Source organism: Patescibacteria group bacterium (genome assembly GCA_023473585.1).
GTDB lineage: Bacteria > Patescibacteriota > Microgenomatia > JAMCYU01 > JAMCYU01 > JAMCYU01.
Window position 1 is genome coordinate 1 of the sequence record JAMCYU010000003.1, and the last position, 14,231, is coordinate 14,231.

General features: G+C 42.1%; 9 protein-coding genes and 2 rRNA genes. 10 read left to right on the forward strand and 1 reads right to left on the reverse strand.

Translation table 11 applies throughout. The features are described 5' to 3' along the window. From M1575_00695 to M1575_00715, 5 genes are all read left to right on the forward strand, one after another. Nucleotides 1-1,930, forward strand: a 23S ribosomal RNA gene (locus M1575_00695); the annotation flags it as partial. A gap of 114 nt (nucleotides 1,931-2,044) precedes the next feature. Continuing rightward, nucleotides 2,045-2,161, forward strand: a 5S ribosomal RNA gene (gene rrf / locus M1575_00700). A gap of 289 nt (nucleotides 2,162-2,450) precedes the next feature. Continuing rightward, nucleotides 2,451-3,476: a S1 RNA-binding domain-containing protein gene (locus tag M1575_00705; GenBank protein MCL5095245.1), complete on the forward strand. Its 1,026-nt coding sequence runs from the start codon at nucleotides 2,451-2,453 to the stop codon at nucleotides 3,474-3,476. 151 nt (nucleotides 3,477-3,627) lie between these two features. Further along, the gene (radA, locus tag M1575_00710) at nucleotides 3,628-4,929 is read left to right on the forward strand and encodes a DNA repair protein RadA (protein MCL5095246.1); all 1,302 of its coding nucleotides are present in this window, start codon (nucleotides 3,628-3,630) and stop codon (nucleotides 4,927-4,929) included. A gap of 191 nt (nucleotides 4,930-5,120) precedes the next feature. After that, on the forward strand, nucleotides 5,121-5,276 hold the full coding sequence (locus M1575_00715) for a hypothetical protein (GenBank protein ID MCL5095247.1): 156 nt from the start codon (nucleotides 5,121-5,123) through the stop codon (nucleotides 5,274-5,276). A 268-nt stretch (nucleotides 5,277-5,544) separates the two neighbouring features. On the opposite strand, the gene M1575_00720 is transcribed toward M1575_00715, so the two are convergent. Then, nucleotides 5,545-6,705 carry a hypothetical protein gene (locus tag M1575_00720; protein MCL5095248.1) on the reverse strand — a complete coding sequence of 387 codons (1,161 nt, stop codon included), beginning with the start codon at nucleotides 6,703-6,705 and terminating at the stop codon, nucleotides 5,545-5,547. Nucleotides 6,706-6,747: 42 nt separating this feature from the next. Between M1575_00720 and M1575_00725 the strand changes: the two genes are divergently transcribed. The 5 genes from M1575_00725 (at nucleotide 6,748) to M1575_00745 (ending at nucleotide 14,177) form a co-directional block, all read left to right on the forward strand. Then, the gene (locus M1575_00725; GenBank protein ID MCL5095249.1) at nucleotides 6,748-8,148 is read left to right on the forward strand and encodes a DUF2723 domain-containing protein; all 1,401 of its coding nucleotides are present in this window, start codon (nucleotides 6,748-6,750) and stop codon (nucleotides 8,146-8,148) included. A gap of 59 nt (nucleotides 8,149-8,207) precedes the next feature. Then, nucleotides 8,208-10,886: a glycosyltransferase family 39 protein gene (locus M1575_00730; protein ID MCL5095250.1), complete on the forward strand. Its 2,679-nt coding sequence runs from the start codon at nucleotides 8,208-8,210 to the stop codon at nucleotides 10,884-10,886. A gap of 82 nt (nucleotides 10,887-10,968) precedes the next feature. Next, nucleotides 10,969-11,532 (forward strand): hypothetical protein, encoded by a 564-nt coding sequence (locus M1575_00735; protein ID MCL5095251.1) that lies wholly within the window; start codon nucleotides 10,969-10,971, stop codon nucleotides 11,530-11,532. A gap of 128 nt (nucleotides 11,533-11,660) precedes the next feature. Beyond that, a complete protein-coding gene (rho, locus tag M1575_00740; GenBank protein MCL5095252.1) occupies nucleotides 11,661-12,941 on the forward strand; it encodes a transcription termination factor Rho in 1,281 nt (426 codons plus the stop codon). A gap of 156 nt (nucleotides 12,942-13,097) precedes the next feature. Continuing rightward, nucleotides 13,098-14,177: a M23 family metallopeptidase gene (locus M1575_00745; GenBank protein MCL5095253.1), complete on the forward strand. Its 1,080-nt coding sequence runs from the start codon at nucleotides 13,098-13,100 to the stop codon at nucleotides 14,175-14,177. The last annotated feature ends 54 nt before the right edge of the window (nucleotides 14,178-14,231 follow it).

A 14,231-nucleotide genomic window follows, 5' to 3' on the forward strand; every position in this document is an offset into this window, starting at 1 on the left:
ACAATCCATCCTTCTGTTTCTAAAATCCTCAGAGACTATACGTCGGATCCCGACTAGGTCGGGAAAGATATAGTCCAATACCGATTTAATCGGTAATTAGAGCGAAGCCCCTTGTCGGGTAAGTTCCGACCTGCACGAAAGGTAGAACGAGCAAGCGACTGTCTTGAGCCTTTGCCCGGCGAAATTGAAGTGGCTGTGAAGATGCGGCCTACTTGCACCAGGACAAAAAGACCCCGTGGAGCTTTACTGTAACTTGGCACTGAGGAGATATTTTCAACTGTCGAGTGTAGGAGGGAGCTTGTGCGTAGCACAAGGGAAGCAAGATATGGATATTAGTTATTGGGAATTGGTAATAAACTAATTCCTAATTTCTATATCTGATTTCTGGTTTCTCTCGCGCTGCGCGCGAGCACTAATGGAACACCTCTCTTTGGGAATATCAATTCTAATCTCCAAGCCACATAAAAATCTGGCGGAGAGACAATGTCTAGCGGGCAGTTTAACTGGGGAGGTTGCCTCCTAAATGGTAACGGAGGCGTACAAAGGTACTCTTAACACGGATGGAAATCGTGTTGGACGCGCAAAGGCGAAAGAGTGCTTGACTGCGAGACGGACATGTCGAGCAGGGACGAAAGTCGGTCTTAGTGATCCTCGGATACCTCGTGGGAGGGTCCGAGCTTAACGGATAAAAGCTACCCCGGGGATAACAGGCTGATCGCATCCGAGAGTCCATATCGACGATGCGGTTTGGCACCTCGATGTCGGCTCATCCTATCCTGGGGCTGAAGAAGGTCCCAAGGGTCCGGCTGTTCGCCGGTTAAAAGGGTACGCGAGCTGGGTTCAGAACGTCGTAAGACAGTAAAAATTGACCGTTGCTGTCTATAAATCTGGTTAATTGCTGGAAAATCCCGTTAGTATCTTCCAATACCTCAATAAGGTAAAAATTTGAAAGTGGGGATAATCAGCAAGCAAGCTCTTTATTAGGAAATGAGAAAAGAGAAGTGGGAAGCTGGATGAAGAAGTGAGAAGTGTGATAAGATAAAAATATGGCGATTCAAAGCTTTCTTGACCTTGATGTTTACAAAGAATCATTTCAATTAAGTGTCGAAATAGACGATCTTTTAAAGAAATTTCCTCCAGAAGAAAAATTTCTTTTAGTAGATCAAATGAAAAGAGCGTCAAGATCAATTCCTGCATTAATTGCAGAAGGATATTCAAAGCGAGAATTCCAGAAAGAATTCAAAAAATTCTTAAGAGATGCATTGGCTGAAGCTAACGAAATGATGTGCCATTTAGCTTTTGCTAAAAGCAGAAAATATATAAATTATGCTTATGCAGATCAATTGATTCGTCGATATGATATTTTAGGTAAAAAATTGACGAATCTTAGAGAAAAGTGGATCAATTTCAAGTAATCACATTTCCCATGTCAGTATCCAGTTTCCCATTTCACACCTCACATTTCTAAAAGAGAAGCCTCAGAGACTATACGCCAGACCCTAAGTGAGAAACGAAGGGAAGATATAGTCCGAACTGCATGGCAACATGCAGAATACAACAGAAATGTTGTATCTCCCGATTTAATCGGGATGTAACATGATTGTCGGTCTCTATCCGGTGCAAGCGATTAGAACTTGAAGGGATTTCCGCCTAGTACGAGAGGACTGGTGGGAACAGATCCCTGGTATACCAGTTGTAACGTCAGTTGCATTGCTGGGTAGCTACATCTGGACGGGATAAGCGCTGAAAGCATATCAAGCGCCAAGCCCACCCTAAGATTAAGTTCTGTTACGGTCCCCCGAAGATGACGGGGTCGCCGCAAGGCGAACCTCGCCGAAGCCGCAAGGCGGAGGCGGGTTGATAGGTGGCAGGTGTAAGGCCCGTAAGGGTTTTAGCCGAGCCATACTAATAGACCAACCAAGCAAATTTTTAAATCACCCGTTTGAAACTTTTCTCTTGCCTTAGTAGATTTCTACTGCGGCTCGGGGAGCGTTTCTTAACGGGCAAGAGAGACTCTCTTTACCTTTTAAGGTATAATAATTTTACCGGTCTTTGAAGCGGAGTGGAACTACTTCTTCCCATACCGAACAGAATCGTAAAACACTCCAGCACCGACGATAGTTGTGACGCAAGTTACCGCGAAAATAGGTCGAGGCCGGTATTTTTATGGCTAAAACTCTCCATGAAGTTGACCGCAAAAAAACGCCCCGCCAATAGGCGTGGCTACTCCCTCCTTTTGTCGGGAGATGGTCGAGGCCGGTATTTTTATGGCTAAATTTCCCCCTTGCCTAAAAAGGGAGAAAAGGCTATAATTTTATTACTTTGCAATGAAAGGATGTGTATGATTTTTGGCAAACAAAACACTCAGCACCAGACACTCAACACCAAAAGAATTAAAAAGTCTTAAGTCTTCAGTCTTAAGTACTAAGTCCTCTAAAGAACCTCAAACCATGGAGGAGCTTTTGAATAACACCGGCTATCAACTTCGTGGTTTTAAGAAGGGTGATACGGTGACAGGGAAAGTGATTTCGATTAAGCCTTCGGAAATTTTAATTGACATCGGTTATAAAAGTTTAGGGATCATCTCCGAAAGAGAAATTGATTTAGTCGCCGGTCTTTTTCCCAATCTTAAAGTTGGTGATGAGATTTTGGTCCAAATCGTTTCTCCCGAAACCGACGCCGGTCAGATCGTTTTGTCAATTCGCCGGGCCGGTTTGGATAAAAAATGGCAGGAATTACTGGAAAAAAAGGAAAAAGGAGAAGCCGTTGAGGTTTCCAACCTTGAATCGGCCAGGGGAGGACTTCTGGTTGACTGGCAGGGAGTCAGGGGATTTTTACCGGCTTCGCAATTAGCCTCCGCTTTAGGCCAAAAATCTTTAGGTGAGAAGATTAGGGTTATTGTTTTGGATATTGACAAAACAACCAATCGTTTGGTTTTTTCCGAAAAAAGGGCACAGGGAGAAAAAAGGAATCCTGAGGCCTTAGCCAAAATCAAAATTGCCCAAACTTATAAAGGGACCGTTTCAGGCATCGTCCCTTTCGGGGTTTTTGTCAACGTTGAAGGGGTTGAGGGTTTGGTGCATATTTCCGAAATGGCCTGGGAAAAAGTCGGCAACCCCAGTGACTACTATAAAATCGGCGATAAAATCAAAGTTCTGGTTATCTCAACAAATACCTTAACCGGACGCCTTAATTTATCAGTCAAGCAGTTGACTGCCGATCCCTGGCAGGAATTGGTGAAAAAATACAATCCGGAACAGCAAATTACCGGTAAAGTTAAAAAAATCTCCAGTTTCGGCGTTTTTGTCGAATTGGAAAAGGGGATCGAGGGTCTTATCCATATCTCCAAAATTCCGCCCGAGGTTGAACTTAAGGAAAATGAAAAAATCACCTGTGTCATCGAAGGCATTGATTATCAAAAAAGAAAGATTTCCTTAACCTTGGTTTTAAAAGAAAAACCAGTGGGGTACCGGTAGGTGGCGAGGCTGGCGGTAACGAATTTTCTCACCTCGCATTGTCCTTGGTAGATTATTGTGCTAGTGCACTAGCACGTAGTTTTACTACAAGAATTGGCAGGAGCGTAAGTGCGGGGTTGTCGAAAATTGTTACGCGCCATCCTCTCAAAAAATGAAGACTTACTCTAAATTCATCTGTCAGCAGTGCGGGTATGAATCGGCTTCGTGGTTGGGGAAATGTCCCAATTGCGGTACCTGGAATTCACTCGTCGAAACCGCCGTTATGGAACCTGCGTCTTCTAAAAGGACTACTTTAAGAGAAGGCAAGATAAACCCGCAAAAACTTTCCGAAATCAAAAGTCTTTCCCAAAAAAGAATTTTAACCGGTCTTGAGGAATTGGATCGGGTTTTAGGCGGGGGAATTGTCCCCGGGAGTGTTGTTCTTCTGGCGGGTAATCCCGGTATCGGTAAATCAACTTTGCTTTTACAAATTTGTGCCAAGTTAGGGGGTCTTTATGTTTGCGGCGAAGAGTCCCCGGAGCAAGTAAAAATCCGCGCCGAGCGCTTAAAAATTAAGACCGATAGTCTTTTACTATTTCCGGAGATTGATGCGGATATAATTTGTACCCAAATACAAGAATTAAAGCCGTTAATGGTTATTATTGATTCTATTCAAACTTTAGAAACTTCCGACCTAACCGGGGCCAGCGGTTCTGTTGGACAAATCCGAGAGTGCGCAACACGATTGACGCGGGTGGCCAAACAATTAGGGGTGCCGATTTTTTTAATCGGTCATGTGACCAAAGAAGGAGCCATTGCCGGACCAATGGTTTTGGAACACTTAGTGGATACGGTTTTAATTTTGGAAGGCGAAAAATTTTATCCGGGTCGGACTTTACATTCTTTGAAAAACCGTTTTGGCCCAACGGATGAGGTCGGTATTTTCCAAATCGAGGACGGAGGGATGGTCGAAATTAAAAACCCCTCGGCTTTATTTTTACAGGAAAGAGAAAAAGAGGTTCCCGGTTCGGTCGTTGTCCCTCTTTTAGAAGGAACAAGACCAATCCTGGTCGAAATTCAGGCCCTCGCGGTGCCGACAAACTTAGCTTTTCCCCGCCGTATCGCCAGTGGTTTTGATCAGGGTCGTTTAACGATTTTGGCCGCCATTATTAATCGCCGCTTGGGTTTGCCCCTCCAATCATGGGATATTTTTGTCAATATTCCCGGCGGCTTGGTCGTGCACGAGCCGGCGGCTGATTTAGGCGTGGCCTTGGCGATTATTTCCAGTTTTAAAGGTAAAGCCCTACCTTCAAAAAGTTTTGTTTTTGGTGAAGTCGGGCTTTTGGGCGAAATAAGAAAAGTCATCGGCGAAGAAAAAAGGGTCAAAGAGGCTAGGCGCTTAGGTTTCACCATACCCATTACCCCCACCAATGTTAAGACACTCGTCAGTGTCAGTCAAAAAATCCTCCGTTAAAAGAGCCTCTTTTTGACAGGTTTTTCTATCCCCAAATTATCAACAAGGAATTAGTGTATCTTAAAAGATTGTTACAACGCTCTATAACTATTATCTAAAATTATAGGATATCAACTATTTTAAGTTTAAAATACTATGGGGTCTTGACAAAGGTTTTTTGATGTGCTATAGCTTAAATAAGGCTTTATTTTATGCACAAAATACTTGATAAAATTTTAGGCAGGAACAAGAAAAGAATGAATAAGGTGGGTGCTGATTTTGAAAATGAGGCGGTTTTAAAAGTCGCCCAGGAACAATTAAGAGAATTGGCACGTAAAGGTTTATCGATTCCGGTTTTTACATTGTGAGGGAACAAAAAAGAGCATCACTACCGCAAGCCGCACGCCTCGAGTAGTAATGCCCTTTGTGTTGGCAATCGGTCACTAGGCAGAGGTGACCGAATGCCTATGTCTTATGAATTAACATTAAATAAAAAGTTTGTCAAGTAAAATTCTTGAGGCAAAATCTTAAAATTTAGCGGATAAAAACAACTTTAATTTAGAAGAAATATTTTTAGGGAGTAGTGTGTAGGGCAGGCATACTACTCCCTTTTTAATTCTACTTGGACTTATATCTTTAAAAACTTACCCAGCCGAATTTGTTAATCCAGATAACTCCCCAAAGATTAACGATGATACCCGAAAGGAGCAGCAGCCAATGATGCCATTTCAAACCACTTCGAGCCACACCCTTAATGGTTAAAAAAAGCAAAAAAGGGTAGAAATCGACGGCATAACGATAGCCAAACTGGGTCCACCCCGTACCTCCTCGTAAACCAACTAATAAAAAAATTAAAAAAATTGCCAACCAGGCAAATTTGACAACGGTTTCTTTAATATTAGCCGTCAAGCTATAAATAAAGGCTGGCGTGGTGATCCAAATAGCTAAACCATACCAGGAGGGCTGCACGAAGGGAAAATAATCCAACCTTTTGGGCATTTCTAAAAACATGATCCGCAAGTGCTCTAGAAGATAAACAGGGTTGAGCATGCCCTGAGTAAACCAAGGCTCGTTAAGAATTCCCGGGATAAGATAGTAACCCTTGTCGTAAAAAACTCCGAACCTGACAAAATTATAAACGGCATTAAAGCCCAGAAAGATGACGATGGGAAAACTGAAAAGAAAGATATTTTTAAGGGTCAGAATCTTCTCTTTCAATAAGTACAAAAAGAAAGGTATGGCTAAAATTGTATGGATCCTTGAGAGGTAGGCGGCGCCGATGAAAACTCCGACTAGCGACAATCTTCTTTGGCCCACCGCTTCTCTGACAGCGGCTAAAAGGAAGAAACAGGCAGTCAGCTGGCCAAGATACCAAACGGAACCGGTAGCGGAAAGATACCAAATAATTGAGCTAAAACCGGATAGAATGGCTGACCACAAAGCAATTTTTCGGTTATGAGTCACTGTCTGCGCTAAAAGAAAGGTCATAACGACAATACCGGCTCCGATTAAATGGGCCAGAATTTGTTGAGGAAAATTTTTACCAAAAAAAGCCACAAAAGGAAGAGCTATGATGGCGGCCATGGGTGGTTGGATAACATAAAATTTTCCCGGACCAGCGGGCACGAGTTCGCTTAACCAGCTTGGTTGTTCGGTCAGCCAATAGCGTCCCTGCAAAAAGGCATCGGCCAGTCTCACAAAATAATTATAGGGAGTTGTGCCTCCGGACGTTAACCAATAGATGAAAGCGGAAAGACTAAATAATAAAAATAAACCGAGAGAAGATTTTTTTCCCATAATTATTTGTAAATATTTCTTATTAATTGTATCATTTTTCTGATGGCTAAGGGAAAACTAACCGTTGGTATGGGTTTTTTGCTTGTTTTTTCAGTTTTAATGGTTTTCTATTTGAAAACTTTATTACCAACAGTCGGTTTTTGGGACACCGGTGAATTACAAACAATTGCCTCTACTTTTGATATCGGTCATCCGACCGGTTACCCGACCTATATCGTCCTTGGTAAAATTTGGTTGACCATTTTTCCTTTTGGCTCAGTCGCTTGGCGCATGAATCTCTTTTCCGCCATCTGTGTTTCTTTATCCTCTGGCTTTTTATTTTTATTAATAAAAAAGATCACTAAAGATTCGGCCGTCTCTTTCTTGGCGGGGTTAGTTTTCGGCTTGGGCAAACCAATCTGGGACATGGCGGTAAGAGCGGAAGTCCATAGCCTTCATTTGTTATTGACGACGATGGTGATTTTTCTTTTTTATAAAATAATCGTTGAAAAACAAGCGGAATTATTATCCGTTGTCTCCTTACTTATTGGTTTATCAATTGGCAACCATATGCTTTCGATTTTTTTTCTGCCTCTTTTGGGCTTGACGTTTCTTCTAAAAATTAAATCGCTTAACCTTAAATTATTAATTAATTCGTTGCTTTTATTTTTGCTGGGGCTTTCGGTTTATCTTTTATTACCGATCCTGTCTTTAGTTAAGGAGCCGTTAGTCATTAATTATAAAATTGACAATTTGACTAATTTTTACCGTCACGTTTTCGGCAGCGATTTTTCCGGGTTCATGCACGCATGGACGAAGAACAGTTTTAAGGAGACAATGCTTTATTATTATTCGAGCCTTGGGACCTTCTTGCCCTCGTTTTTTTTGATACCGGCAGCCATCGGCTTCTTCTTTGGATTAAAAAAACTTTCTCAATTTACAATTCTGACTCTTATTTTATTCCTTTCGACCCTCTACTTTAGCCTTCATTATCAGAACGCGATTTTGGAACGTTATTTTATCTCTTCTTTTTTAATCATTATCATCTGGGGTTTTAGTAGTTTTTCCTTTATTAACCAGACAATCGGTCGTCTTTCTTTCTTAATTTTATTTTTACTGATTTTTATGTTGTTTGGGGAGATAAAAACCAATTATCCTTTAGTTGACCAAAGCCAAAACTACCAGGCGCTAATTTATGCCGAAAACACCCTAAAGATTGTTCCCAAAGATAGCGTTATTTTTGCGTGGTGGAGTTATTCCACACCGCTTTGGTATTTAACTAAAGTTGAAAAAATAAGAAACGACGTGACCATCATTAATGATGGGCCGGAGAAGTGGCTGGAATTGGCTAAAAAATTTAATGGAATCAGGCCGGTTTATTTTATCGAAAAAATACCCCTTCAAGATCAAGATTATGAACTTGAAGCGGCGAAGACAATCTTTCGGCTTAAAAAGAAAAATTAAAACGAGTATCTTTGATATAATGAATTGAATTTGGTTTATAAGTCCTAAGACTCTGCAATATGCCCTTATTATTGTTTCTGGCCTTTTTAGGAAGATTGTTTCTCTTGCCGTTGCCTGGCTTTGGCATTGATATCAATGATTGGATGGCCTGGGCCAACCATCTTTTAGCGGTCGGGCCGGCGCGATTTTATGGCACGATTTGGTGCGATTATTTACCGGCCTATCTTTATGTTCTTTGGTTTTTGGCAGATCTCCATAGGTTTATTCCCAATCTTCCTTATGAAATTTTAATGAAAATTCCGGCGGTTTTGGCTGATTTGGGGATTGGTTTTTTTATTTATCAGACAGTCAAAGAAAACCGCTCTTCCAGGCTGGCTCTTTTAACCGCCGGTTTATTTTTATTTAATCCGTTCACTTTTTTTAACAGCGCTATCTGGGGACAAATTGATTCGGTTTTTAGTTTGTCGCTTCTTTCAAGCGTTTTTCTCTTGTTAAAAAAAAGAGAAAAGCTAAGCTTTGTCGTTTTGGGAGTCTCATGTCTTTTGAAGCCGCAGGCCATCTTTTTCCTCCCTTTATTTCTTTTATGGATGGTTACCAAAAAAGCAACGGTAGGCGAGATTGTCATTAATCTTTTCGCTTTTGCGGGCAGTATTTTCTTGATCAGCCTGCCGTTTTTTCCTCAAAATCCGCTTTCCGGATTAATGCAGCTTACCATCAAAAGCAGTAATACCTATCCTTATACCTCGCTCTTTGCCGTAAATTTATGGGGTCTTTTGGGGACCTGGGAACCAGACAATTTAAATTTTATGGGCTTGTCTTATCAGTTTTGGGGTTTTCTTCTTTTAGCCTCGGGTTTGCTTTTTACCTATTTTCTTTATTGGCAAAAGAAAAACGTCATGTTTTTCTTTTTTTCGGCAGCCCTGATCGTTTTAATGTTTTTTATGTTGCCGACGCGCGTGCACGAGCGCTGGTTTTATGCTTTTTTTCCTTTTTTTCTCATTACGGCGGCTTTGACTAACAAAAGAAAAATCTGGTTTGGTTACGGGACATTATCGGTTCTTCATTTTCTAAATCTTTATTACGTTTACACTTATTACAATCAGAATTTTCTGAAAATTACCCAATTGACAGATTTTATCGGTAACAACTTCAAATTTTTAAGTTTTCTTTCGGTGACAATTTTTGGCTTAATTTTAGTTTGGGGAATAAGGGGATTGGGGAAATTAGAGAAATTTGTCTGGGAGAAAAAGATAAAAAGAGAAATGATTTTAGTTATTTTCCTGTTTTTTGTAAGCTTTCTTATTAGAGTGATACGTTTAGATATTCCAAAGACTTACATATTTGATGAAGTTTACCACGCTTTTACGGCCGTGGAAATGGAAAAGGGAAATTTAGCGGCCTGGGAGTGGTGGAATACGCCGCCTAAGGGTTTTGCCTATGAATGGACGCATCCGCCTTTGGCCAAGGAAATGATGATTTTGGGGATTAAGATTTTTGGGGAAAATTCTTTTGCCTGGCGTTTTCCGGTGGCGCTTTTCGGCGCCGGGGTTATCGTCCTGGGTTATCTTTTGGGTAAACAGCTTTTTAATCAGCGTGTCGGTTTAATCACGGCCTTTCTTTTAAACTTTGACGGTTTGGTTTTTGTCCAGTCGAGAATCGGCATGAACGACACCTTTTTTCTTTTCTTTATGCTTTTGGCGTTTTATCTGTTTACCAGGTATCGATCAGAAGCTGGGTCCTCACTTTTTCAACCCGCACCCGGGTCTGCCTCCATTCAAAGACCTGGGCATAGCACGTTGTTCTTTCCGATGGGTGGCGTCAGGGGTGCTCTTGAAAAAGGAGATACCCATCTTCTCTTTATGAGTATAAGCCTGGGTTTGGCTCTGGCTTCCAAATGGACAGCCATGTACGCGATCGGGATTTTGGGAGGTTTATTTCTTTTCAGAGCCGTCGCCAACGAATTTTTTCGCTCCACCTTGTCAACCCTGATAAAGAAATCAAGTGATAGCACGCAGTCAGATTTAGGTCAAGACGAAGCCGTAAGCTGTGAAGCTACAAAAATTGTTGGACGCCATCTCTTGCGGGGATTTTTTAAGTTTCTTTTAATTTTTCTTGCTATTCCGCTTCTCGTTTATCTTTTTACTTATCTGCCTTTCTTTGCCGGCGGGCATACCTGGCAGCAGTTTGACGGACTCCAGCACCAAATGTGGTGGTATCATACCGGGCTTAAAGCGACTCATCCGTTTACCTCATCCTGGTACTCCTGGCCGTTTATGTTTAGGCCGGTTTGGTATTATGTTGACTATGGTAAAGAGACGATTGCCAATATTTACGCCATGGGCAATCCGGCGATCTGGTGGTTTGGTCTTTTGGCGGTCGGCTACACTTTAGTATTAAGTATTAAGTATTTAGTATTAAGTATAAAACGAAAATACTTTATACCTGATACTTTCTACTTAATACTTATTGTTGTGGGTTATTTTGGTTTCTTTCTTCCCTGGGCTTTGTCGCCGCGGATTATGTTTCTTTATCATTATCTGCCCTCCATTCCCTTTATGTGTTTAGCCCTGGGGTATAGTTTAGACAAACTCTGGCAAAGTCCTCGGTTTAAAATACTTGCTATTTACTACTTAATACTTGTTATTTTGGTCTTTGTCTATTTTTATCCTCATCTTTCGGCCCTGCCGATTCTTAAAGAATTAAACGAAACCTATTTTTGGTTTCCCAGCTGGCGCTGACCTGACAAACAAAAAAAAGAATCATAAAATAAGCGTCGTTATCAATCTTTTCTGCTCTTCTTGCCCGGAAAGGTAAATTTTTATGTCACCATCATCAGATAAACTTGAAAAGACTTTGGGATTGGCGGATTTAAGACAAGCCAATAGAGTTGCGGAAGCAAAGATTATAAAAAGATTAGATTTTTTAGCCCCTAGTTACCAAACATACGTTTTAAAAGGCTTTGTTTTTGACAGAGACGGAGGAGAATTATACATCCACCCACTTTACCAAGGAGAAGATCAAAGGTTTCGAGTTTTAGGAGGAGCAGGGTTTGACAAGGAATTTGAAGTCTTTCCCACAAAAGTAACCGATACGAATGTTGCCTGGAGGTCAGGTTTACAAAAGGCATATCCTTGGAGCGACACGATGTTTCGTCTTTTTTTAGACGAAAACGGAAGACTTGGTCTTGAGTCTCCAAACAACCCTCCACAAATAGAAGCCGTTGTCCTTATGAGGGGCTATAATGGAGACAATCTTATTGACCAATTGACAACAGACGAGGCTGATTGTTCCACACTGGTATCAGAACTTGATCGTCAATCTTTAATCTCTCAGTTTGAACAAGGTTTGGAAAGAGCAAGCGGTTGGTCTACAGACGAGATTTGATTTAAAGATCAAAAAAATCTGGTTCTTGACAAGAGATTAGAGTCATGGTATAAATGTCTTTGGATTGATACCTCAAGTACTTTCTATTATTTAATTCCAAAGTTTGTGTCCAATTTATTTTTAATTTCATGGTAACGAAACTAACAGCTCCCTCTTTTACGGTTGAGGATTTGGTGGGGAATCAAGAAGTCAAACCCGAAGTTAATCAGCCCAAACCTCTGCCGATCGTCAATAACAACCATACCCCGGTGGTTTCTCCTTTTAATGGTCGTTTTCCTGATCGAGCCGATGATTTGGCCAGCGCGACCTACATGGAAGGGATTTTGGACATGCAAGCGGAGGGGCACGGTTTTTTACGGCCGAAATTTATTCCCGGAAACTCCGACATCTACATTTCCCAATCACAAATCAGAAAATTTATGCTTCGTCCCGGTGACATGGTCGGCGGGCAGGCGAGACCGCCTAAGGACAACGAACGCTATTTTGGTCTTTTAAAGGTCGAAAAAATCAACGGCGAAGAAGCGGAAAAGACCATGAATCGGGCTAAATTTGACGATTTAGTCGCCATTTATCCTAAAGAAAAAATTAAACTGGAAACGGAAAAATTGCCGTTATCCACCAGAATGATTGATCTTTTGTCGCCGATCGGCCGGGGGCAAAGAGGCTTAATCGTTTCCCCGCCTAAAGCCGGCAAAACAACAATCTTAAAAGAGATTGCCAACGGGATTACCGCTAATGATCCGAAAATTCATTTGATGGCGGCTTTAATCGGCGAACGGCCGGAAGAAGTGACAGACATCCAAAGAAACATTAAAGGCGAAGTCATTTCCTCCAATTTTGACGAACCGCCGGAAAATCAAACCAGAGTTGCCGAAATTGCCCTGGAGCGGGCCAAGAGACTGGTGGAGATGGGTAAGGATGTGGTTATTTTGCTTGATTCGATTACCAGACTGGCCAGGGCTTACAATCTTTGCATGCCTTCGTCAGGAAGAACTCTGTCAGGAGGTTTTGATCCGACCGCCCTCTATCCGGCGAAAAAATTCTTAGGCGCCGCCCGTTGTTTTGAAAACGGCGGCAGTTTGACGATTATCGGGACTTGTCTTGTTGATACCGGATCCCGGATGGACGATTTAATTTATGAAGAATTTAAAGGCACCGGCAATATGGAATTACATTTAAACAGAGACTTGGCCAACAAAAGAATTTTCCCGGCCATTGACGTCATTCTTTCCGGGACCCGTCAGGAAGAGATCCTGTTTGACGAGGTAACTTTGAAAAGAGTCGTCACCTTAAGACGCATGCTGGGACTTTTAGGGGACGAAGCCGCTGTCCAAACCGAAGCCTTGGTTGATAAATTAGGGAAAACCTCTTCGAACAAAGAATTCTTAGAGAGTTTAAATAAGGGTTAAGGAGAATTTCTAATTATTCTAATTTCTAATTAATCTAAAAAATCCCCAATTTCCAATCTTAGAAATTAGGTTAATTAGGTTAATTAGGAATTGTTATAGTTTTGTAGTCTTTTGACATCTTTACAATGAGTTTTTTATTTGCTATGGTGAGTTTCCATGAAACCCGATTTGCTTTGGGAAGATTTTTGTTTATTTCTAAGGTGTGTTCGTTACTCTTTACAAACAAGATTAAACTCTTGGTTGGCGAGATTTGAAATCGGTAAGGGTTTTTTGGTTGATTTTCTCCTGGCGCGGCGTGGCACTTACTCCAGACCTTTTTTACACCTCTCTTTGGCGGTTTTAATTGGGGTGGGACTGGTGGTCGCGCCGGTCGTTGCCACGGCTTACCCCGGGGTGCAGGATGAAATCTCGACCTTTACGCCGCCCTCGGCCGTTTTGGGCGCTTTAACGACAGCGACCAACGAAACCTCAACCTTAATCTCCGATAAACCCAGAGATCAAGTGATTTCTTATAAAGTCCAAAAAGGGGATACCTTAGGCGCGATTGCCGAAAAATTCGGCGTTTCGATTGACACCATCAAATGGGCGAATCTGAATTTAACCGGCGGGGTGGAGCATTTATCAATCGGTCAGGAAATTAAAATTCCGCCGGTCACCGGCATTGTTCATAAAGTTAGGGCCGGGGAAACGATCTACAGTCTGGCCAAATATTACAAAACCGACGCCCAGAAAATTCTTAACTTTCCTTTTAACGATTTTGCCGATCTGGACACTTTTGCTTTAAATATCGGCCAAAGTTTAATTATTCCCGACGGGGTTATGCCTGAGGCGCGGCCGATTGCGACCTCAATGCCGGCGAAGGAGTATGCCGGCGGGACAGGCGAGTTGATCTGGCCGGTTGGCGGCAGCATTACGCAAAGACCCGTTTGGTACCATATGGCTTTGGACATTGCCGACTCGTCGGCGCCGGGGATTGCCGCGGCCTCTTCGGGTAAAGTTATTCTGGTCGAACGCCAAAGGTACGCTTACGGTTGGCACATCATTGTTGACCACGGTTTGGGTTTGTCAACCCTTTACGCTCATTTATCGGATATTTACGTTGAGGCGGGCCAGACCGTCAGTCGCGGGCAAATCATCGGGAAGATGGGTTCAACCGGAAGATCAACAGGGACACATCTGCACTTTGAAGTCCACAAAAACGGCGTGGCCGTTAATCCTTTCTCCTTCCTCAAGTAACACTCTTCCTGCCATAAGCAGAGCTTTTACTTCGTAAAAAGCAGAGCTTTTACT